This is a genomic window from Pseudomonas sp. LS1212, from assembly GCF_024741815.1.
GTDB lineage: Bacteria > Pseudomonadota > Gammaproteobacteria > Pseudomonadales > Pseudomonadaceae > Aquipseudomonas.
Window position 1 is genome coordinate 2215507 of sequence record NZ_CP102951.1, and the last position, 21923, is coordinate 2237429.

18 protein-coding genes, 3 tRNA genes and 2 pseudogenes are annotated in these 21923 nt (G+C 60.0%); 18 read left to right on the plus strand and 5 right to left on the minus strand.

Translation table 11 applies throughout. From position 1 onward, the window contains the following. Positions 1-32: 32 nt before the first annotated feature. The 4 genes from NVV94_RS10380 (at position 33) to NVV94_RS10395 (ending at position 7647) form a co-directional block, all read left to right on the plus strand. Positions 33-3923: a hypothetical protein gene (locus NVV94_RS10380; protein WP_258447074.1), complete on the plus strand. Its 3891-nt coding sequence runs from the start codon at positions 33-35 to the stop codon at positions 3921-3923. Between the two features lie 75 nt (positions 3924-3998). Next, positions 3999-4913: an Ig-like domain-containing protein gene (locus NVV94_RS10385; protein ID WP_258447075.1), complete on the plus strand. Its 915-nt coding sequence runs from the start codon at positions 3999-4001 to the stop codon at positions 4911-4913. A gap of 36 nt (positions 4914-4949) precedes the next feature. Next, the gene (locus NVV94_RS10390; protein ID WP_258447076.1) at positions 4950-6284 is read left to right on the plus strand and encodes a hypothetical protein; all 1335 of its coding nucleotides are present in this window, start codon (positions 4950-4952) and stop codon (positions 6282-6284) included. Positions 6285-6345: 61 nt separating this feature from the next. Next, complete coding sequence (locus tag NVV94_RS10395) at positions 6346-7647, plus strand: hypothetical protein (protein WP_258447077.1); 1302 nt, start codon at positions 6346-6348, stop codon at positions 7645-7647. 74 nt (positions 7648-7721) lie between these two features. On the opposite strand, the gene NVV94_RS10400 is transcribed toward NVV94_RS10395, so the two are convergent. Together NVV94_RS10400 and NVV94_RS10405 are read right to left on the minus strand one after the other, a co-directional pair. Continuing rightward, complete coding sequence (locus NVV94_RS10400; RefSeq protein WP_258447078.1) at positions 7722-8828, minus strand: 3-deoxy-7-phosphoheptulonate synthase; 1107 nt, start codon at positions 8826-8828, stop codon at positions 7722-7724. 49 nt (positions 8829-8877) lie between these two features. Then, a complete protein-coding gene (locus tag NVV94_RS10405; protein ID WP_258447079.1) occupies positions 8878-9030 on the minus strand; it encodes a hypothetical protein in 153 nt (50 codons plus the stop codon). A 388-nt stretch (positions 9031-9418) separates the two neighbouring features. Here NVV94_RS10405 and NVV94_RS10410 point away from each other — a divergent pair, with 388 nt between their 5' ends. Then, positions 9419-9853 (plus strand): GNAT family N-acetyltransferase, encoded by a 435-nt coding sequence (locus NVV94_RS10410; RefSeq protein WP_258447080.1) that lies wholly within the window; start codon positions 9419-9421, stop codon positions 9851-9853. 11 nt (positions 9854-9864) lie between these two features. Here NVV94_RS10410 and NVV94_RS10415 read toward each other — a convergent pair whose 3' ends face one another. After that, positions 9865-10170 carry a hypothetical protein gene (locus tag NVV94_RS10415; RefSeq protein ID WP_258447081.1) on the minus strand — a complete coding sequence of 102 codons (306 nt, stop codon included), beginning with the start codon at positions 10168-10170 and terminating at the stop codon, positions 9865-9867. Positions 10171-10367: 197 nt separating this feature from the next. Here NVV94_RS10415 and NVV94_RS10420 point away from each other — a divergent pair, with 197 nt between their 5' ends. The 12 genes and pseudogenes from NVV94_RS10420 to NVV94_RS10470 all read left to right on the plus strand — a co-directional run bounded on the left by NVV94_RS10420 (position 10368) and on the right by NVV94_RS10470 (position 20416). Then, positions 10368-10730, plus strand: coding sequence for a helix-turn-helix domain-containing protein (locus tag NVV94_RS10420; protein ID WP_258447082.1), 363 nt, complete (start codon positions 10368-10370; stop codon positions 10728-10730). A gap of 136 nt (positions 10731-10866) precedes the next feature. Beyond that, on the plus strand, positions 10867-11511 hold the full coding sequence (gene uvrY, locus NVV94_RS10425; RefSeq protein ID WP_258447083.1) for a UvrY/SirA/GacA family response regulator transcription factor: 645 nt from the start codon (positions 10867-10869) through the stop codon (positions 11509-11511). 2 nt (positions 11512-11513) lie between these two features. After that, the gene (gene uvrC, locus NVV94_RS10430) at positions 11514-13337 is read left to right on the plus strand and encodes an excinuclease ABC subunit UvrC (RefSeq protein ID WP_258447084.1); all 1824 of its coding nucleotides are present in this window, start codon (positions 11514-11516) and stop codon (positions 13335-13337) included. A 32-nt stretch (positions 13338-13369) separates the two neighbouring features. Further along, positions 13370-13930: a CDP-diacylglycerol--glycerol-3-phosphate 3-phosphatidyltransferase gene (gene pgsA / locus NVV94_RS10435; RefSeq protein WP_258447085.1), complete on the plus strand. Its 561-nt coding sequence runs from the start codon at positions 13370-13372 to the stop codon at positions 13928-13930. Positions 13931-13996: 66 nt separating this feature from the next. Then, positions 13997-14072, plus strand: a tRNA-Gly gene (locus tag NVV94_RS10440). Between the two features lie 182 nt (positions 14073-14254). Then, positions 14255-14330 (plus strand) — tRNA-Gly (locus NVV94_RS10445). 435 nt (positions 14331-14765) lie between these two features. Further along, complete coding sequence (locus NVV94_RS10450; RefSeq protein ID WP_258447086.1) at positions 14766-15977, plus strand: FAD-dependent oxidoreductase; 1212 nt, start codon at positions 14766-14768, stop codon at positions 15975-15977. Beyond that, a complete protein-coding gene (locus NVV94_RS10455) occupies positions 15974-17698 on the plus strand; it encodes an FAD-dependent oxidoreductase (protein WP_258447087.1) in 1725 nt (574 codons plus the stop codon). The genes NVV94_RS10450 and NVV94_RS10455 overlap by 4 nt, the downstream gene beginning before the upstream one ends. A gap of 3 nt (positions 17699-17701) precedes the next feature. Beyond that, positions 17702-19117 carry a C45 family peptidase gene (locus NVV94_RS10460; protein ID WP_258447088.1) on the plus strand — a complete coding sequence of 472 codons (1416 nt, stop codon included), beginning with the start codon at positions 17702-17704 and terminating at the stop codon, positions 19115-19117. 77 nt (positions 19118-19194) lie between these two features. Next, a pseudogene (locus NVV94_RS26850) lies at positions 19195-19389 on the plus strand (aminotransferase class I/II-fold pyridoxal phosphate-dependent enzyme); the annotation flags it as partial. Positions 19390-19615: 226 nt separating this feature from the next. Continuing rightward, entirely contained in the window at positions 19616-19942 is a 327-nt protein-coding gene (locus tag NVV94_RS10465) for a hypothetical protein (protein WP_258447089.1), read from the plus strand. Between the two features lie 400 nt (positions 19943-20342). Continuing rightward, a tRNA-Cys gene (locus tag NVV94_RS10470) sits at positions 20343-20416 on the plus strand. Positions 20417-20491: 75 nt separating this feature from the next. Here the strand turns inward: NVV94_RS10470 and NVV94_RS10475 are convergent. Further along, positions 20492-20735: pseudogene (locus NVV94_RS10475) on the minus strand (integrase); the annotation flags it as partial. A 100-nt stretch (positions 20736-20835) separates the two neighbouring features. Here NVV94_RS10475 and NVV94_RS10480 point away from each other — a divergent pair. Beyond that, positions 20836-21336: a hypothetical protein gene (locus NVV94_RS10480; RefSeq protein WP_258447090.1), complete on the plus strand. Its 501-nt coding sequence runs from the start codon at positions 20836-20838 to the stop codon at positions 21334-21336. 16 nt (positions 21337-21352) lie between these two features. Here the strand turns inward: NVV94_RS10480 and NVV94_RS10485 are convergent, their stop codons facing one another. After that, positions 21353-21487 carry a hypothetical protein gene (locus NVV94_RS10485; RefSeq protein ID WP_258447091.1) on the minus strand — a complete coding sequence of 45 codons (135 nt, stop codon included), beginning with the start codon at positions 21485-21487 and terminating at the stop codon, positions 21353-21355. Between the last annotated feature and the right edge of the window lie 436 nt (positions 21488-21923).

Genomic DNA, 21923 nt, shown 5'->3' on the forward strand with positions numbered 1-21923 from the left:
ACGCTTTCAATAAGCGGATTAAAGATAAAGAAGTGTCCGCTTTTTCAATGTTCGCGGCAGGGTCTCGGACCTTGTTGCCGATCTATATCTCCGGTCAGATCATGCCGGTGAACGGTGCCGACGTTGGGGTCAACTACCATATGGTGCATGCCAGCACCTCGGGTTTGTTGATCACTGTTCAGGCCTACACCAACATGCGCGAGGGTGACTGGATCGATGTGTTCTGGGGCAGCCCCACGGTGTCGGTCGCTTCGGGTGTGGTCGGGGCCGCAGATGTCAACAATAACGTACTGATGTACGTCCCGGCTGCGAACATCCCGACCGGGATCAACGACTTGTTTTGCCGGGTAACCCGTGCCGGCGGTGGTAACCCGGAAGAGTCGACCCCACTGTCGGTGCTGGTCAAACTGGACTTTCCGGGCGGCACCGACCCAGAGCCGGATGCGCCCGGCCATCAGCTGTTGGTGCCGCCGGGGATCGAGGGCGACGTCAGCGAGCCGGTGGCGGTGCCGGTGACGATCGAGCCCTACCCGAACATGCGCGAGTACGACACGATCCAGCTCAGCTGGGGCGGTGAGTTTGTCTTCCATGTGGTGCAGCCGGGGGAAGTCGGCCAGTCGATCGAGATTATCGTGCCTCCCGAGACAATTCTGGCCGCTGGCGACAGTGATGCGCTGGTGGTGGTCTATCGGGTTATCGATGAGGTGCAGAACGTCTCCAGCGACTGGTCGCTGCGCGCCTTCGTTTACGTCGAGGCCAGTGGCTCGCGGTTGATGGCGCCAATCGTGGCCGATGCCGATGAAAATGACGTGATCGACCTGGACCTGCTGGGCCAGAACGACGTCACCGTGCAGGTGATTGCCTCGCGGCCCGACTTCGCGGTGGCAGACACCGTGACCCTGACCTGGACCGGGACGACCGCACAAGGCCAGCCGGTAGAACATGTCGAGCAAAAAGCGGTTGTGATCGTCGGTCGTATTCTTGAGTTCCTGATCCCCAATTCCAAAGTCCGGGAAATCGTCCGCAGCCGGGCCGTGGTGTCCTATGTGCTGACCAAGGCAGCGGGCGGCGCGCCGCTGCCCTCCAAGCGGGCCAGCGTCAGCGTGGTCGGCGCCGCCGTTCGCCTGCCGGCACCCACGGTACTTGAGGCGGTGGGCGGCACACTGGAACCGACGTTGGCGCAAGCCCGGGTGCAGGTGCCGGCCTACGCGGGCATGCTCGCTGGCGATGTGGTGAAGATCAGCTGGCTGGGCCTGCGGGCCAATGGCACGCCGTATCTGTTCGAGACCCAACGTACCGTCAGCAACTCGCAAGTGGGCAGGCCCTTGACCTTTACCGTGGCCGGCACGCATATCGCGATCCTCGATGGCGGCTCGCTGGAGGTGTACTACCGGGTCAGCAGCGATACTTCGCCTGCGCCGCTGGAGTCCGACCGACTGGCGTTGCAGGTAGGCGAAGCGCAGGCCGAGTTGCCCGCGCCCACCGTGCCGGCAGCCGAGAACGGCGTACTGGACCCCGATGCCGTGCCCGATGGCACCGAGGTGGTGATCGCCCCTTACAGCAACATGAAGATTGGTGACACGGTCTACCTGGAGTGGCGTGGCAGCACCGGGGCCGGCAGTTTCAGCGACTTTGTGCCGATCGGTTCGGGTGCCGTGGGCAAGGAGGTGACCTTCTGGGTGGACGCCAAGTATATCGAAGCCAATCGCAATGGCGAGGTCGAGGTCTGGTACCGGGTTGAACGCAGCGGTGTGCCGACCCGGACGTCAGGGCGCTTGCAGTTGCGCATTGGCGTCGCCGTTGAAGTACCGCTGGCCGCGCCGGTAGTGCTCGAGGCGGTAGGGGGGGTACTCAACCCGGGTGATGCCACACGAGGCGCCACGGTGCAGATTGCGGTCTATGACGGTATGGCGGCCGGCGACGAAGTGCACCTGAGCTGGGTGGGCGATGGCGCGGGCGGCAGTTACAGCGACTTCAAGTCCATCACCGGCAATACTGTCGGGCGGCCGGTGGTCTTCACCGTGCCCTATGCGTATGTGCTGGCGAACCAGAACGGCAATGTCCACGTTTTCTACCGGGTCGACCGTTTCGAGGGCGGCAGTCCGGAGTCCAGCGTGCTCACCCTGCGTGTGCAATCGGCACAACTGCCGCTGCCGAGCATCGTCCAGGCCAACGGCAACCAACTCAACCCCGATGATGTGCTCAATGGCGCCTCGGTACGGATCGATGCCTCGGCGCAGTTGAAAGATTTCGACGTTGTTACGGTGTCATGGCTGGGTACCCCTGGTGCAGGGACTACGACCGTCTCGCAGTCGGTCCCGGCCGGTGGCGGTGGCCAGGCATTGATCGTGACGGTGCCCTATGCCGTGGTCAACGCCAACAACGGAAACCGTATCGCGCTGAGCTACAGCATTCGCCGCAACGCCGGCGGCCCGGAAGAGCAATCAGACGTGGTCAACTATGACGTCAACCGAGTCATTGGTGCCGGCGATCTGCGGGTCATGGGCGCGCGCTACAACCGCAATACCTACCGGGCTTCGGGTGCTTCCTATTTGATCAGTGCCTTCAATGCCAACACCAACTTGCCGTTGCTGGCCGAATGGCGATATGCCGATGAAGTGGCCTGGGTTTCTGCCACCACGTGGCGCGATACCAAGCCCTGGTTGCCCTTGCATGTCCGTTCCAGTACCGACCAGGTCACGCTCAACCCGGCCAATATCATCGGCAGTGGTAACGACACCACCATCAACGGAACGGCAGCCTTCGTTGCCCATCGTGATACGGGTGATGTGGTGGGTTGGGGCAACCCTGCCAACGGCGGTTTCATCCCTCCGACCATTATCACCATGGACGACATCGTCGAGGGGGCGTGCACGCGCAGCGCCTATGCCGCGCGGCGGGAAAACGGCTTTGTGGTGGTGTGGGGCAATGCCGCCGAAGGGGGCAGCCTGGGAGCTGTACCGGCCGGCGATTTTGTGTCGGTCATCAGTAATGCCATGGCATTCGCCGGTAGAAAGTCGAGCGGGCAGGTGGTGGCCTGGGGAACCGCGGCCAATGGTGCGACCGTGCCTCCGGCCATTGATCAACTGCGCGATATCACCGATCTGTACGGTGGCGGGTCGGCGTTTGCGGCGCGCCGTGCGACGGGGCAGGTCGTGGCTTGGGGCTCCCCTGCCAACGGCGGGACGGTACCTGCCGATATCGGTGGCTTTACCGACATCGTGCGGGTTGTTGGCAGTTATGCAGCCTTTGCCGCCTTGCGCGGCAACCGCCGCGTCGTCGCCTGGGGGAATGCCGCCTACGGTGGTAACGTGCCTGCCTATGTTGCTACCTTGACGGATATCACCGAATTGTCCGGCGCCAACGCGCGCGCTTTCACGGCGCTGCGGGCCACCGGCCAGGTCGTGGCTTGGGGCGATATCAATTATGGTGCTCTGGTGCCGGACCTGATCAAGTCCTTGACCGATATCGTTGAGGTCACCAGCACCTGGCGCGCCTTTGCCGCTCGCCGGCGCAACGGCCATGTGGTGGCCTGGGGGACAGCCGCCGAAGGCGGGGTGGTGCCAGACCCGATTGCCAGCTTGTCGGATATTGTCCAGGTGGTTGGCAGCGCAATGAGTTTTGCCGCACTGCGCCGAAATGGAACGGTGGTCGCCTGGGGCAATGTAACCACTGGCGGCGACACGTCGGCGGTGGTCGGTCAGTTGACCAACGTGCGGGCCATTTATGCCAACTCCCACGGGTTCACGGCCTTGACCTCCGATGGCCGGGTCGTGACCTGGGGGCAACCGGCCGGTGGAGGCGACAGCAGCGCCGTGCAAGACAGGCTGCGCGGCCAGGTGTCCTATCAAACCGCACCAGGACTGGCGGCCAGTAGCAACGTGAGCGCTGCCCAACCGGTATCCGCTTCTCTGGTTTCATAACGCATCCCAACCCGGAATGACACTCGGCGCGCCGTGAGGGCGCCGAGTGCCCGACAGCTCATGAGGTGATGAAAAATGTCCACGATCAATCAGACGCTACCGCTCCCTTTGGTGGATCAAGCCCAGGACAACGCCCTGGACCCTGCCGATGTGCCGCAGGGCGCAACCGTGCGGATACGGCCCTATACCGGCATGGCGTATCGCGACTCGGTGACGTTCTTTTGGCAGTCCGATACCCCGGGGGGCAGTGACAGTGATTCGCTGCCGATCAGCCAGAGCGCGGTGGGCAGAGATGTCACCTTTACCGTCGCTGCGGCCAAGGTCGCCGCCAGCCTTGGTAGCGACGTCCGGGTGCGCTACGAAGTCCAGCGCTATCAAGGCGCTCTGGATTCTTCGGTCGTTCTCACCCTGGCAATCAAGGCCGGCTTCGAAGGTGCGGTCACCTTTGACCTGAGCCCCCACAACTATGTTGTCGCCGAAAAGCCGCCGCTTCAGACGCCGGCCTTTGCGCACCTGTTGCGTCCGGCTACATGGGGCGTCGCACCTTACCTTTACCGCAGCAGCAATACCGCGATCGCCACGGTCGATAACAGGGGTGAACTCACCGCCGTTAGCAATGGCCAATGCACGATTACCGCCACCGATAGCCTGGGGGTGTCAAAAAGCTACGCACTGACGGTCAGGGGCATCCAGCAACTGCATTTTCTCAGTACCGGGGCCAACTGGCAGGGGATGTCCAACGTCTGCGCAGCGGCTGGCCTGGACCCGATAAGCCTGGTGCAGATCAAGCGCCTGTGGACGTTGTATTACCCCAGCAGCGGGCCGGTGGCGAGCTACCTGGATTGGTTGGGCTACCCCTTCTGGACGGGTGACTCGCTGGGTGCCGGCACCGCCTGGGTTTACTACCTGGACGGTGAGTCGCTCCACGGCAACGCCAGCGGAGAAAGCACCGATCAGATGTGGCAGGTACTGGGCGCCTCGCGCGGTTAATCCCCGGGGCAGGATTGCCAAAAGGAGAGGGCTGTCATGTCGATGAATATTTCGCGTCTTTGCATCGCGCTGCTGGCGCTGCTGCTGATCGCCGGTACCGCGCAAGCGGTGACCGGCCCCGAAACCGCGCAACTGTTGAACAGGCGCTATGCCCTGACGCCGGCCGAGTGTGCCGGCAACAATCCCCCTTACTTTTGCAGTGGGGTACTGGCCCGGCCGGTACCGGCTGATCATGGCCAGGCGTTCTGGAAGCACGGCCCCGAGGCGATTGCCGAGGGTGCCGAGCGCTTTGCCTACCTGCGCACCGATGGCGTGACGAGCACGTTGGAGCATAGAAGTGGCTACGTGTTTGCCGACCGGTTCACCGCCATCAGCCAGGACAAGGCCTATGAGCTGCAAGGCGACGACGGGGCGGGACGGCCCGATGAGTTACTGATTAAAAACTGGGATGAGCAAAGCCCCGGGCCGCTCCCCTTGCAGGGCCTGTTTTACGACGTGACGCAAAGCGGTGCGCTGCTGGCGGCGCAACGCGATCAGCTCGCCTATTACCAGGTAACGCAGGAGTGGTTACCGATTCTGCGCATGGACTTGAACGATGGGCAAGACAAGGTGTTCGGGTTCAATCAGCAGGACCAACTCTATGTCGGTTACCAGGTAGCCTCCAGGCTCAACGCACGCTACGCCGATACCTCGCCGACCTGCCGCGATGGTCGGGCGGCGTTCTATTGCAATGGTGTGTTAATACGAACGACGGATGTGGGCGCCTTTCACGCCTGGAACCCCAGTCCGAATTCGGACAGGATCAATGGCGTGTCGTTCAGCTACCTGCGTGCCGATACCGATGTGATGAAAGTATACAAGGCGCAGGGTTTCGTGCTCCGGGAGATGGCGGCGCCCGTCGGTCACCCCTTGACCCTGGCGTGTATCTATCCGGTCGATACCGGCACGGGCGCCGCAGGACCGGGCGCCGCTTGCACCTTCAGAAGCGTTTGCGCACAGCTTGGCGTGACGAGCGTGACGCAATGGCTGCAGCGTTATTCGGCAAGCCCTCATTCGAGTTGTGCCTTCCAGCCCGACCCCACGCAGCTTCAGTTAAACGCCGATATTCGTCCGGTGGCGGGTGATGCCTACGGCTGGAATGAAATCATGTTCGCCGCTTGGCCGCAGAATATCCCCGAGCAGCTGCCGCTCGAGGCGTTTATCTATAGCGCTACGTCGCACGTGCCAGGCAACGGCCTGGCCGGTGGCCAGCATTTCCAGCGCGACTACTTTGGCGAAACCGGGCGCTACCTGCCGTTGTTGCGCGTGACGTTGACTGCCGCCAACGGGCAAATTTTTACCTTCGAACCCCAGACACAGAACCTTCAATAAACCCGGACGGCCATGAGTCAGGCAGTGGGCCACTGTACTTTAGTCAAAGGAGAAGACTGTCATGTCGCTGAGCCTTCCGCGCTTTATGGTTGTGCTGCTGGCACTGGTGCTGATCGCCGGTACCGCGCAAGCGGTGACCGGCCCCGAAACCGCGCAACTGTTGAACAGGCGCTACAACATCGTTGCAGCCACGTGCGCGGTCAACAATCCCCCTTACTTTTGCAATGGGGTACTGGCCCGACCGGTGCCGGCCGATCATGGTCGGGAATTTTGGCGGCATGGCCCGGAGGCCATCGGCCTGGGGGCCGAGCGCTTTGCCTACCTGCGCGCCGATGGCATCACCAGTACGCTGGGGCACAAAAGCGGCTATGTGTTTGCCGACCGGTTCACTGCCATCAGCCAAGGCAAGGACTATGACGTTCAGGGGGACGATGGCGCCTCAAGGCCCGATGAGTTGCTGGTCAGGAACTGGGACGAGCAACTCCCGGCGCGGCTGCCCTTGCAAGCCTTGTTTTACGACGTGACACAAGTCGGCTCGCTGCTCAGTGCGCAACGTGACCAACGCGATTATTACCGGGCGACGGGGGAGTGGTTGCCGGTGCTGCGCATGGACTTGAACGATGGGCAGCGCAACGTCTTTGGCTTCAATCAGAAAGATCAACTCTATGTCGGTTATCAGCTCGCCTCCAGGCTCAATGCACGCTATAGCGATACCGCGTCGACCTGTCGCGATGGCCGGGCGGCATTTTATTGCAATGGGGTGTTGATCCGAGGCGCGGCGGCGTCGCCTGGTTTTCATGCCTGGAACCCCAGCCCCAACTCGGTGGGGCGCAACGGTGTGTCGTTCAGCTATGTAAGGGCGGATGTCGGCACGGTCCAGTTGGCGGGGGTGCAAGGGTTCATCTTCACGGAATCATTTGCACCCGTCAGTTATCCGGCGACACTGCGTTGTGCCTATCCCGCCAACGCCGGGACCAGTGGTATCCCCAATAGCTGCAGAGGGTTTTGCGACGCCGAGAACATTACGACCGTGGCTGCCTGGCGTGCGCGCTATGCAAGCAGCCCTGGCAGCAGTTGTGCTTTCAGTCCCGGCGCGGCGCAATACCAACTCAACATCGACGTGCGTGCACATGGCGGGAGCTGGAATGAAATCATCCTCGCGGCCTGGCCACAGAACATCCCCACGCAGATTCCCCTCGAAGCGTTCTTCTACACCGCGGGGAGTGCCGCCTTGTCCGGCGCTCAGTACATCCAGCGCGACTATTACCAGCAGACAGGGCGTTACTTGCCGATTGTGCGGGTGACCTTGACGGCACCAGCCGGCCAGGTGTTTGCCTATGATCCGCAAGACCAGAATATCTAGGAAGGACTGCCAGTGTTTGGATGTGTTGCTCTTTACAAGGGGGGCTTGTCGCCACCCCTTGTAAACACCGGTGTTCAGGCCAGCGCCTGGGTGGTCTGGTGCAGACGCAACTGAGCGGCTGCTCGGCGCAGCAAGGCCTCGGTGGCTTCCCAACCCAGGCAGCCATCGGTCACCGATACACCGTAGCGCAATGACGGGCCCAGCGCCTGGCAGCCTTCGAACAGATGACTTTCAAGCATCATCCCGACCAGCGAGCGGTCGCCCTGCAGGCGTTGCTCAAGCACGTCGTTGAACACCTGCGGCTGGCGCAACGGGTCTTTGCCGCTATTGGCATGGCTGCAGTCGACCATGATCCGCACCGGGATCGCCGCCTTGGCGAGGTCGTGATGGACCTGGGCAATGTTTTGCCGATCATGGTTCGGCCCACGATGACCACCGCGCAGCACCAGGTGCGTGTCCGGGTTGCCCTGGGTTTCGATTATCGCCGGATGCCCCTGGGCATCGACGCCGAAGTGTCGGTGTGGGTGCGCTGCGCTGCGCATGGCATCGCAGGCAATGCCGACGCCGCCGTCGGTGCCGTTCTTGAAGCCGACCGGCAGCGCCAGGCCGCTGACCATTTCCCGGTGAATTTGCGACTCGGTGGTGCGCGCACCAATGGCGGCCCAACTGAGCAGGTCGTCGAAGTAGCCGGCGGCCATGGGTTGCAGCAGTTCGGTGGCAATCGGCAGGCCGAGCCTGAGCATTTCGCGCATCAATTCGCGGGACAGGGTCAGGCCGCCGACCATGTCGTCACTGCCATCCAGGCGCGGGTCGTAGGCCAGGCCTTTCCAGCCGACGGTGGTGCGGGGTTTTTCCACGTAGGCGCGCATGACCAGCAGCATCTGATCGCTGACATCGCGGGACAGGTTGGCCAGGCGGCCGGCGTATTCCAGCGCCGATTGCGGGTCGTGGATCGAGCACGGGCCGACCACCAACAGCAGGCGTGAATCCTTGCCATCGAGAATGGCGCGCACGGCGTTTCGATGAGCGATGACTTGCTCATGCAGGGCGGCAGTGAGGGGCACTTGTTGCTTGAGGCCCAAGGTGCTGGGCAGGCGTTGGCTGACGACGGTGTTGGCAGCCAGGGACAGGTTTTGTGGCTGCAGGTGAGTCAGGGGCAGAGCGCAGATGGACGAGTTCATGTTCGGGCTTCCCAGGGTTGGCGGCGGGTGCTTTCCCGCGCGCTCGACCCTATTGAGGTGTTCGACAATTGGCCGTATTGGCGTCGTGTGTGTGCTTGCCACCTGTGAGTGACCGATCGGAGGCGGCAGGCTGTCCCGAACGGAACTGGCTAAATCGCCAGGCGGTGTTGTTGTCGTAGCGGTAATAGGTGGTGTAGTTCATGGCGTATTCCTCAAGTTCAGTGTCAGTTCGATGTTGCAGGGGCTGAAAAAACAAAACCCCCGGTCGGGAGGCCGGCCGGGGGTTGAGAATTCTCTGTCAGGCGACCCCTAAGTAGTGGGCGCCGTGTGGGTATCAGGCGCGCCAGTGGCTAAACCAATACCCAAAATAAAAGTTGACCGGTGCACATACCGCACGCTCGGCTGCAGCCACGACCGAGCGACGAGCGCTGGCAGCGTGACAAGCTTGAGTGAGAGTGAGGTGAGACATGCTGTTCTCCGGTTGATGCCCCCGAGCTTACTGTAGGGCGGCCCGACGATTCAATCAGAAATTTCAATGGCCGTGATTTATGCCAGACTTTGGCAACACCCCCGGATGTCAGAGCTCCATAGTGGATTTGTATTTCACCGCCGCCACCGAAGCGGACCTGCCTTTCGCCCGGGACCTGGCCCGGCGCGCCATGTTGGGGTATTACCGCGAGTTCGACCTGTTGTGGCTGGACGAAGCTTTCGATCAGGCCTGGTTTTGGCGCGAGCAGTGGTTGCTCAGTACAGCCGAAGGTGCCGTGGGTTTTCTCAGTCTCAGTGCCGATGCCAGGGCGCTGTATATCCGCGAATTGCACCTGATCGAGTCGGCCCGCGGTCAGGGCATCGGCTCGCGGGTGCTCGATCAGACCGTACGCTGGGCCCGTGAACGTAGCCTGCCGCTGGTGCGCTTGACGGTATTCAACAGCAACCCCGCGCAGGTGCTGTACCGGCGCAAGGGGTTTGTCGCGGTCGGCGATGAGGAATGCTTCGTGCGCATGGAGCGGCCGGCCTTCGGTTGAAGCGACGGTGCTCAGCGCGAGTGGTTCAGCCCCAGTAGCTCTCCGATCGTGAAAAAGCGCTGGTTGCCGGTTCGGGGGTCGACAATGAACACGACATGGGCCGTTGTGCGGACCATGTCCACGGCAAAGGTCGTCGTGCGCGCCTCAATCTCGGCAAGGGCCTGGAGGGTGATGTCTTCGGCAGCCCCGATGCTGAGGTCGGCCGTATCGACCAGATGGCTGATGCAGCGATTGATGCGGCTGTTGCGACAGGACGCAGCCGACGCTTCGGTATGGCGGTCCAGGAAAAGCAGGGCGACTTCGTGCATGTTTTGCATGGGGTGACTCCTTGTCGGGAGGGCGATCGGCGTTGCCGATGCTCGAGCCGGTCGACGACATGCCGTGTTCCATTCTCCAAGCCTCGGCTTGTGTGGCAGTCGGTATACCGGGCATAGTTCAAAACTGTTTCAGGATGAGCGGTGTGCCTTGATTTTGCACATCTTTTTGAGTTTCGGGTAATGGATTATACATTCAAATGAGTGGAATTGGTTCGCGAATCAGGGAAGAAAGAGAGCGCCTTGGTCTGACTCAGCGGGTCTTTGGCGATATCGGTGGTGTCGAGCCCAATGCCCAGGGCAAATACGAAAATGGCGAACGCACCCCCAAGGCCGATTACCTGGCCGCAGTCGCCGAGCGAGGGGTCGACGTACTGTATGTGTTGACCGGAGTGCGCACCCCCACGCCACTGGGTCATTTGACCCAGACCGAGGAGCGGGTGCTCGGTTGCTATCGGGTGCTGCACCAGGAAGATCAGAACGCCTTGCACCGTCTGGTCACGACCTTGGCAGAGCTATCGGCATTCACTGCCGGAAAACCCCGGCCAACCGCAAAAAACTAACCTCGAATGAGGCTATGCTGCTAATAGCCACTGATGGTATTCCGGCGCCAACAGATCGGCGCTTTCAGCTAGGTCAGCAGGCTGATTATTTGCTAAGGTGGCGGGCAATCTAAAAGACCATAACGAGAGGTGTCTGTTGATTAGGGTCCTGGTAGTGGATGATCATGATCTGGTGCGCACAGGCATTACTCGAATGTTGGCCGATATCGATGGCCTGCAGGTGGTTGGGCAGGCCGAATCAGGCGAAGAATCCCTGAAGATTGCCCGCGAGCTCAGGCCGGATGTGGTCTTGATGGACGTCAAGATGCCAGGCATTGGCGGCCTTGAAGCGACCCGCAAATTGCTGCGCAGCCAACCCGACGTCAAGGTCGTGGCGGTGACCGTCTGTGAAGAGGACCCGTTTCCCACCCGCTTGCTGCAGGCCGGTGCGGCCGGTTACCTGACCAAGGGCGCAGGGCTCGATGAAATGGTCCAGGCCATTCGCCTGGTATTCGCCGGCCAGCGCTATATCAGCCCGCAGATTGCCCAGCAGCTGGCGCTCAAGTCATTCCAGCCGCAGTCCAGTCAATCGCCTTTCGATGCGCTGTCAGAGCGTGAAATCCAGATCGCGCTGATGATAGTCGGTTGCCAGAAGGTACAGATCATCTCCGACAAACTCTGCCTGTCACCCAAGACCGTCAACACCTACCGCTACCGGATTTTCGAGAAGCTCTCGGTCACCAGTGATGTCGAGCTGACCTTGCTGGCGGTGCGCCACGGCATGGTCGACGCCAGCCTCTGATCATGATAGCTCCATTTGATCCAAGCGCATTCCTGGCCACCTGCAGCGGCCGCCCCGGTGTCTATCGGATGTTCGACGCCGAGGCCCGGCTGCTTTACGTCGGCAAGGCGAAAAATCTGAAGAAGCGCCTGGCCAGCTACTTTCGCAAGACCGGGCTGGCGCCCAAGACTGCCGCCCTGGTTGGCCGGATCGCCCAGGTGGAAACCACCATCGTCGCCAACGAGACCGAAGCGCTGTTGCTCGAGCAGACGCTGATCAAGGAGTGGCGCCCGCCTTACAACATCCTCCTGCGCGACGACAAGTCCTACCCTTATGTGTTCCTGTCGGACGCCGAGTTTCCCCGCTTCACTATTCACCGTGGCGCGAAGAAGCAGAAGGGCAAGTACTTCGGTCCCTATCCCAGCGCCGGTGCCATCCGTGAAAGCCTGAGCCTGTTGCAGAAAACCTTTCAGGTTCGCCAGTGCGAAGACAGCTACTTCAAGAACCGCACCCGGCCATGCCTGCAATACCAGATCAAGCGCTGCAAGGGGCCTTGTGTCGGCCTGGTCGATGCGCAGGTGTATGCCGATGACGTTCGCCATTCGGTCATGTTCCTGGAGGGGCGCAGCAACCAGCTGACCGATGAGTTGAATGCTTCGATGGAGCAGGCGGCCATGGCGCTGGAGTTCGAGCGTGCCGCCGAGCTGCGTGACCAGATCGCCTTGCTGCGCCGGGTCCAGGATCAGCAAAGCATGGAAGGCGGCAGCGGCGATGTCGATGTGGTGGCGGCGTTCGTCAACCCGGGCGGCGCCTGCGTGCACCTGATCAGCGTGCGTGGCGGGCGCGTGCTGGGCAGCAAGAATTTTTTCCCGCAGGTGGGTATCGAAGAGGACGTCGCCGAAGTCATGTCGGCGTTTCTGTCCCAGTACTTCCTGGCCAGCCCCGAGCGCGACCTGCCCAGCGAATTGATCGTCAACGTCGTTCATGAAGATTTCGACGCGATCATCTCGGCCCTGCAAACCTTGCGCGGCCGTGAGTTGACCATCAGTCACCGGGTGCGCGGCACCCGGGCGCGCTGGCAGCAATTGGCGGTGACCAACGCCGAGCAGGCGCTGGGTGCGCGGCTGGCCAACCGGCAGCACGTGGCGGCGCGTTTCGACGCCCTGGCCGAAGTGCTTAACCTCGATGAGCCGCCACAGCGGCTTGAGTGCTATGACATCAGCCACTCCAGCGGCGAAGCGACCGTAGCCTCCTGCGTGGTGTTCGGGCCGGAAGGGCCGTTGAAGTCCGACTATCGTCGCTACAACATCGAAGGCGTTACTCCGGGCGACGATTATGCCGCGATGCATCAGGCGCTGACCCGACGCTTCAGCAAGCTGAAGGACGGCGAGGGCAAGCTGCCCGACGTGCTATTGGTCGACGGTGGCAAGGGCCAATTGAACATGGCCCGCGAAGTCCTGCAGGAATTGGCCGTTCCGGACCTGATTTTGCTCGGCGTCGCCAAGGGCGCCACCCGCAAGGCGGGTTTCGAGACCCTTTACCTCAATGATGCCGCCCACGAATTCACCCTGCGCGGCGACTCGCCGGCCCTGCACCTGATCCAGCAGATTCGCGATGAAGCCCACCGTTTCGCCATCACCGGGCATCGTGCACGCCGGGGCAAGACCCGCCGTACCTCGACGCTTGAAGGTGTCGCCGGCGTCGGCCCCAAGCGTCGGCGCGACCTGCTCAAACATTTTGGTGGATTACAGGAGCTCAGTCGTGCCAGCATCGAAGAGATCGCCAAAGCCCCTGGCATCAGTAAAAAGCTCGCTGAGTTGATTTATGCCAACCTGCATAGCGAGTAGAATGCCACCTCACCTTGTAGCCAGTTGTGCCGATGAATATCCCTAATCTGCTTACCGTTCTGCGCGTTCTGCTAATCCCGATCTTCATTTTGCTGTTCTATTTGCCATACCAATGGAGCTACATGGCCTCCAGTGTGGTGTTCGCCGTAGCCGCCGCCACCGACTGGCTCGACGGCTACCTGGCACGCCGCCTGGAGCAGAGCACGCCGTTCGGCGCGTTCCTGGACCCGGTGGCAGACAAGCTGATGGTCGCGGTTGCACTGGTCCTGCTGGTGCAGGAGCACGCCAATATCTGGCTGACGCTGCCGGCGGCGGTCATCATCGGCCGCGAGATCGTCGTCTCGGCACTGCGCGAATGGATGGCCGAAATCGGCGCACGGGCGCATGTCGCAGTCTCCAACCTGGGCAAGTGGAAGACCGCCGCGCAGATGCTGGCGCTGGTCATTCTGCTGGCCAACCCGGTCGCTGCAACCTTTTGGGTCATCCTTGGTTATTCGTTGCTGATGATCTCGGCGGTGCTGACCTTGTGGTCGATGCTGCACTACCTGCGCGCCGCCTGGCCGCACCTGAGCATCGATGTTGAGAAGAAATAAAAGTTTTTTGAATCAAGGGGTTGAAGCGCTTTATTAATGCGTTACAATAGCCACCGTCAACACGATGCGGGAATAGCTCAGTTGGTAGAGCACGACCTTGCCAAGGTCGGGGTCGCGAGTTCGAGTCTCGTTTCCCGCTCCAAATATTGGCCTACAGGTTTCATGAAAGTCTGTAGGTTGTTGAAACAAGGGGCTTCGGCCCCTTTTTCGTTCCTGTGGATGGGCTGATGGCCTTGCGGTACTGCTGAAACGAAATAAAAGTTTTTTGAATCAAGGGGTTGACGGGCGTTCTTGATTCGATAGAATAGCGCCCGTCAGCACGACGCGGGAATAGCTCAGTTGGTAGAGCACGACCTTGCCAAGGTCGGGGTCGCGAGTTCGAGTCTCGTTTCCCGCTCCAAATATGGTGTTGCAGGCTTTAATCAAGTCTGTAACCAGTAAAAAAGGACCTTCGGGTCCTTTTTTCGTTTCAGAGCCAAGAGATAGCCGACGGCTTGGCCTCCATCATTAAAAACCGCAGACCAACGTCTGCGGTTTTTTTTGCGTTGTGTACACCCGCCCACGCGTTTCACCTGCCTGGAACGGGCGGTTCAGCCCCGCAATCGCATGCGCTCAAGCCGCAACGGCATTCGCAGGAAACGTATCACGACGCGGAATATGAGCTGCTTCGATAAAATATAAAAACAAACCGGAGTCGATAAGTAACTGCACTAGAGTTTCTCCAAGACGGACGCCGCGTACCCAGCCACATTCGACCCCGCCGCTTTATTCCCCATCATCTCAGTGAGTTGTTTTTTCTCGGACGAAGAGAAAAACATAGCCAGGGAGGCGTGCCATGACCGATAGCCACGATTTTGATGTGATCGTTGTGGGCGGAGGGCCGATCGGCCTTGCCGCAGCTTATCGTTGCGCGAAAGCGGGCCAGTCGGTTCTGGTGCTTGAGAGATTCAACTTCTTTAACCAGTCCGGCAGCTCAAATGATTTCGTCCGCATGTTCCGGACAATGTATACCCAGGACTTCATGGCTGATCTGGCCCATGACGCAATCGGTCTCTGGAGAGAGCTGGAGATGGACGCCGGCGAGCAACTGATCCTCATGACGGGGTTGCTCAACTTCGGAGACCCAAATTACGCAAGCGGGCCTGAAGGCAACCTTCTGGCCCCGATCAAGAACCTCCAGCGGTTGAACATGCCCTATCGGCAGCTCACCGCGCAGCAGATCCAGGCCGAGTACCCATTCACCAACCTACCCAGCGATTTCGTCGGCATCTTCGCCCCCGATAACGGCTGTATCAACGTACCGCTCGTTCTTCGAACACTGTACCGGCTCGCCCTCGCCAACGGCGCGAAGATGAAATCCCATGCGCCGGTCACTGAGCTCAAGGTCCAGGACAACGGCGTAACGGTGGTGGTGGATGACGGTGAGCCAGAGACCTATACCGCACGAAAATGCATCGTCGCCAGCGGCGCCTACACCAACCATGTCCTGGCCGAAACGCAGGTGCAATTGAACCTGAGCATTTGGGAAATGGTGTACGAGTACTACGCTGCCGATCCCGGACCCAATGGCACTTACTTCCCCAGTATGTGGTTCCAGTTTCTCGACGCCACGGGCGGGGATCCTGCCCGGTCCAACCTGTTCTACGGGTTCCCCAGCGTGCCGTGGGGGCCGCTCAACGCGGTACGTATCGCGGTGGACAATGCGGTCAACATCATCTCCGATCCCTACGAACGCAAGATTACGCCTGCCGCCAGGGATCTTACGAACACGGCCGATTTCGTCGCCCGTCACTGCCGCGGTGTCGACGATCGACCCAACTATTGCGGGACCTGCCTGCAGACCAACGTGCCCGACAACATGTACGTGCTGGACTACTTGCCCCCTTCGGTTGGGGCCGGGTACCGCAACGTCGCGGTATTCACCGCCGGCTGGGGATTCAAGCTGGTGCCCTTGATTGGCCTGATTTTGAGCGATCTGGTGATCAGCGGGCACACCTCGTATGACATATCGCAGTTCAAGATCACGCGCCCAGGAGTTCTAAGATGAGCAAGGTTCAGCAACTCAGGGATGTCTCTCTCAACTCGGGCTATCAGGATAGCCTGGTGCTCGACACGGCAATCATCGGCGCAGGCACGTCCGGCCTTTACTCCGCCTACCGGCTGACTGTGGACGCGGGCTGCCCACCGGGCAGCGTCCACCTCTTCGAGTCCAGCGATCGAATCGCCGGCCGCCTGGACTCGGTGATCCTGCCCGGGATGCAGATATCCGGCGAACTGGGCGGCATGCGCTACCTCAACTCCCAGCAGATCGTGACCACGCTGATCGAGCAAGTCTTCGCCAGTGAACTGACGTCCATCGACTTCCCCATGGGCGACGACGCTCACCTGTTTACCTACCTGCGCAAAATGCGTTGCCGATCGGACGCCTGGGTCGTGGCTCAGCAGGACGATCAGAAGCTGCAGACCAACTACCTGTTGAACAGCCAGGACCTGGGCTACAGCGCAGATCAGTTATTCAACAAGGTCGTCTATGACGTGCTCATGGCCGATCCCTGGTTCGTTGAAAACTATCCAGGCAAGGCCACGAACACGGCCCCGTATCAGTACAGCTTCACCCTGACCAGCCTGGACTGGGATGCGATCAAGCCCAGCCTGACCTATAACTTCGCCGGCCCCTATCAAGGGCTCAAGCTCAATGATCTCGGTTTCTGGAACCTGATCAAGGATCGTGTCTCCCAGGAAGGCTATGAGTTCCTCGACGCAGGCGGTGGCTACTATTCCAACACCATCAACTGGAACGCCGCCGAAGCCTTCCCCTATATGGTCGGGGACTTCTCGGACGCCAACGTGAAATACAAGACCATCGAAGGCGGCTATGACCTCATCGCCTACGCGCTGGCTCAGCATTACCTGCAGGCGCCGGGCGCCTGCATCTGGTCCGAGAACAAACTGCTGTCATTCGATTACGCTCAGGGCGGCCCGCGAAAATACTGCCTGCAGTTTCTCAACCTGAACTCGGGCCAGCACTGGCGCGTATTTGCCAGCAACATCGTGCTCGCCATGCCCAGGCGCTCGCTCGAGTTGCTCGACCAGCAGACCTGGTTCTTCCAGGACGCCAATCTTCAGCGCAACCTCGAATCGGTGATCATGGAGCCGTCCTTCAAGTTGCTCATGGGGTTCGAGGAGCCCTGGTGGGCCGAAGACTTCGGTTGTACCGCCGGGCATTCGGTGACAGATCTTCCCATGCGCCAGTGCTACTACTTCGGCACGGATCCGAACGACTCCCACTCGCTGTTCCTGGCGAGTTACAACGACATGAAAACGGTAACGTTCTGGATTCCTCTGAACGACTATCCCGAACGCTACCAGGTGCGCCCGACCCGATTGCTTGCAGCAGAAAAACTTCCCGCTTCGATCCAGAACCAGGCGTCGGCAGTGATGGTCGCCGAGGCGATGAACCAGGTGCGGGAACTGCATGGAACGAACATGAATATTCCCGACCCCTTCGTCGCCTGGTACCAGGACTGGACGGCCGACCCATTCGGCGGCGGCTATCACGCCTGGAAGGCCGGCTACTCGGTCAAGGACGTGATGCCCTACATGCGGCGTCCATTCCCCGATCAATCCATTCATGTCTGCGGCGAGGCGTATTCGGACCAGCAAGGCTGGGTCGAAGGGGCCTTTTGCGTGGCGGAACGGATGCTACAGGATCATTTCGGCCTGCAGTGCCCGGCCTGGCTGGACAAAAACTATTACCTGGGATGGTGAGCCATGTCTTCGACAAACGAACTGACAGCGTCTCAACGTGCCTGGCTCGAACAGGCCAACCGAACCGAGCACGCGGGCTGGATCCACCTGGCCGTGAAGGGAACTCCCTTTGAAAGGGGCTTCCAGCACGGCTACCTTGCGGCGCGCGAATATGCAGAGGCAAAGAGGGTCTACGCGGCGCTTACCTACACGACCATGGGCATGACGCTGGATTTTTTCCTGGAGCAGGGCGCTCGGCTGCACAAGGACAAGATCCCTCCTGAGCTGCTGGCTGAAATGGACGGTATCGCCACCGGCCTGACCCAGGCGGGGGTTCACGCGACGCTGGACGAAATCATCGGCTGGAACGCTTACATGGAGATAACAGGCTACTGGTGGCCGACGGCGATGCACCAGTACACGGCGCTCGAGGCATCGGGCTCGATCAAGGGTAAAAGCCACTGCAGCGCTTTCATCGCAACCGGCTCGGCGACGACCGATGGCCAGATCGTCCTGGGGCATGAGACGTTCACGGAGTTCTGGAACGGCCAGTCGACGAACCTGATTCTCGACATCACGCCCGACAAGGGTTACCGCATGGTGATGCAAGCGGCTCCAGGATGGATCGCCAGCATGACCGACTTCTGGATTACCAGTGCGAACCTCGTTGTAGCAGAGACGACGATCGTTGGTTTCTCGAGTTACGACGCGACGAAAACGCCAGAGTATGTTCGGGCTCGCATGGCCTGCCAATACGCCGACGATATCGACGGTTGGGTACGTCTGATGGACAACGAGAACAACGGCGGCTATGCCAACATGTGGCTCGTTGGCGACCTGAAGACCAACACCATCGCCAAGTACGAACAGGGGCTCAAATACCAAAGCCTGGAAACCAAGACAGACGGCTGCTATTTCGGCTGCAATGTACCGGAGGATCCCCGCATCCGAAATCTGGAATGCACGGATGTCGGCTATGACGACGTGCGCCAGCAAACCGGAGCGCGGCGGGTGCGCTGGCCCCAGTTGTTGAGCAAGTTCGCGGGCAAGATCGACGCACAGGTCGGACAGGCAATGCTCGCCGACACCTTCGATGTGTACCTGATGCGAATCGAGCCATCGTCACGAACGATATGTGCCCACTACGACAAGGACCCACAGCACTTTGCCAGCGATCCGAACGCGGTCTGGAACATTCCGTTCTTCCCCGGTGGCTCGGTAGACGGCAAGGTGACGACCGCCGCGCTCGCCCGCAAGATGGACCTGTGGGCACGATTCGGAAGGGCCGATGGCGCGCCTTTCGACGCCGAAGAGTTCCTTGCCATCCACCCTCAGTTCGACTACCAGCAGGGCTACCTGCAAAACCGGCCAAGCCAACCCTGGACACTCTTCCAGCCCGAAACCCAGTCCATGCCCGGGAGAATCCGCGATGACGCGTAATCTCAATCGCCTGTATCGGCAGCACGCCGAAGGTGTATCACCGATCAACCTGAGTATCGGGCATTCTGAACTTTCTGGTGTATTCAGTCACTGCATTCAATAACCCGTCGGGTGTAACACTGTCTGGTGAGCGCCGTAAAAAACTCGTCGCCCTTGCCGAGCGGTACGACCTCATCATCCTCTCTGACGAGGTCTACCATCTCCTGAACTACTCGAGCATCCTGCCACCTGCACCGATCGCCTGCTATCGCGGTGCGGAAAACCGAGTCATCAGCATGGGATCGTTTTCCAAGATACTCGCTCCCGGAATGCGCCTGGGCTGGATTCAGTGCGCAGGAAGCGACCTCAATCCAACGGACGCCGATACCGATCCCGACGCACCAAGGCTGATCAAACAGCTCGTCGACCGTGGCTACATCATCAGTGGGGGAGGTCTTAACCCTTTCACGTCGGGAGTCGTCAGGCCGCTGCTCAGCTCAGGTTCGTTGCACGAGCAGCTTGAAAGCTTCAAACTCGGTCTACCAGCGCAAAAGGGACGTTCTCAGCGACGCGCTGCGCACAAACCTGCCGGACGGGTGCTCCTTCCAGGTGCCAGAGGGCGGATTTTTCATCTGGCTGGCCCTGCCTAAAGCGGTAGATGCCGCCGAACTCTTGCCGACCGCGATGAACAAGTACGGCGTCGGCTACCTGCCGGGCGTACATTGCGCGCCGAACAGCAACGAGTGGAAGAACTACTGTCGGATTTGCTTCTGCCACTATGAGGAGGAGCAACTGATCGAAGCGACGCTGCGGCTGAGCAGAGCGCTTGGCGCAGGGCAAGGCTGATGGGATACGGATTCTGGCCGAGGCCGCAGCTCCGGCCGGAGACGGCGAATTCGCCAGATGTACTACAATAGTTGTCCACGAAAACCGTGAGTATCTCTGTGGATAACCTCCCAATCGTCAGGTGGAGCTAGGGATTTGGCGGGCGATCAATAATTAATCAATGTGGCGGTCCCAGGGGGCAATCCCGACGGGTTGCAGAGCACGCGTGGCAGCGCGCTGTGGAATTATTTTCCTCCAGCTGTTGACAGGTCCTGCGAACAAGTCCAGAATTGCGTCCATTCCTGAGGCGGGAATGAGAAAAACCTTTAGATTTCAATGAGTTGTAATCTAAATCAAAGTCTCGTTTTCCACTCCAGTTTGTTTGCGTTTAGAGCTGCTGCATAGGGCTTTGGACGTTTGGGGCCGAGTAGCAAAATGGTTATGCAGCGGATTGCAAATCCGCCTACGCCGGTTCGATTCCGACCTCGGCCTCCACTATTGAAAACCCCGTAGATTAACGTCTACGGGGTTTTTCTTTGCGTGCAAAGAAACCTTGGCGTCCAAAAACTATTCCATCGCATCCTGCAGCTCCGCCGGCGCTTGTTCGTAGACGCAGGCCCAGCCCGTGTCGTTGGCGTAGTAGTCGTGAGGGGGCCTCGTTCTTGCTAACCCCTTTGCAGGGGTTTTCCAGTCGGGTCAGACCCCATACTCGGGCGATGTTGAACACGTGAGAAAACAGCGCCAGCTCTCGGTTGGCACGGGTTTTTGCACTACGGCTGTCACGATAGCCGGCAATCATCGCCGGGGTGATTGCGCCGCGCATATGGCAAAAAGCCATCATTTAGGTAAAGTCGGCGCGACCCGCGCAATGCGGGCAGCCAATGACGGCACAATAAAGTTCGGGAACAACTGTAATGCTTATTCGAAAAACTCTTGGTGCAGCCATCGCTGCGGCCGCGATCCTGACGTCGGGCTGTGCGAGCATCGTTGGCGACAGCAAATATCCTGTAGAGGTCTCAAGCGCCCCGACAGGCGCCTCATTTGAGATTACGGACAAGGAAGGGAAGGTTGTTCATTCGGGGAATACCCCGAGCACGATCACGCTGAAGTCGGGCCGCGGCTACTTTAAAGGCGAAACCTACACCCTGCGGTTCAAGAAGGACGGCTACCCAGACAAGGTCGCGACCTTGGATTCAAGCCTAAGTGGTTGGTATTGGGGCAATATTTTGTTTGGCGGCCTGATCGGCATGCTGATTGTGGACCCGGCTACCGGGGCAATGTACAAGCTGCCCGAGGGAGTATCGGCAGACATGGGGGCGCCTGTGGCTCAGGCCTCAGGCCAGAAAGATCTTCAGATTGTCATGATTGACTCTCTGTCACCGGAGGCTCGCGCAAAGCTGGTTCTGGTCAAGTGATCTGCCGCCGCCCTGGCTACGCTGCTGAAGTGGCGTGCAGGGCGGCACTGAAACAAAAAGCCCGCAAGGGGCGGGTGCGGGGCAGATAGACCTTCTTGGCGGCGCGCTCCCTGGCCTCATCCCATCGATTGCGCAACATTGGGTAGCTCATTTTCAGCCCCTTCAAGTTGGTTAACAGGGACGAAGTGCGGTTGCCCTGCAGGGCTCGACGCTCGAGCAGTGCATCGACTTGACAGTAGTTGTATATACATGATCGGGTTAGCTTTGTGATGGTTACCTGCATTGTGTGCGTGAACGAGCCCCATGAAAGACAGGACACTGTTTCCCCCTTACGATAAGGGATAGGCAAACGGTTATGTTTATGACTAACAGCAACGATAAGAGTGGGGGAGGGCTATTTCACGAGCTCATAAGGCTAGGACAAAACGTTACTAGACCAGCACAGGTTGCTTTGTTAGATATGAATATGCATGGCTCCCGCTTTGAAGGATGCATACACAGCGAGTGCGGTGCTACACCATTTGTTTAAATGGAAACCGCCCAACATCGAGCTGGGCAATGATCAATGAGTCTGATCACCGCCTTCG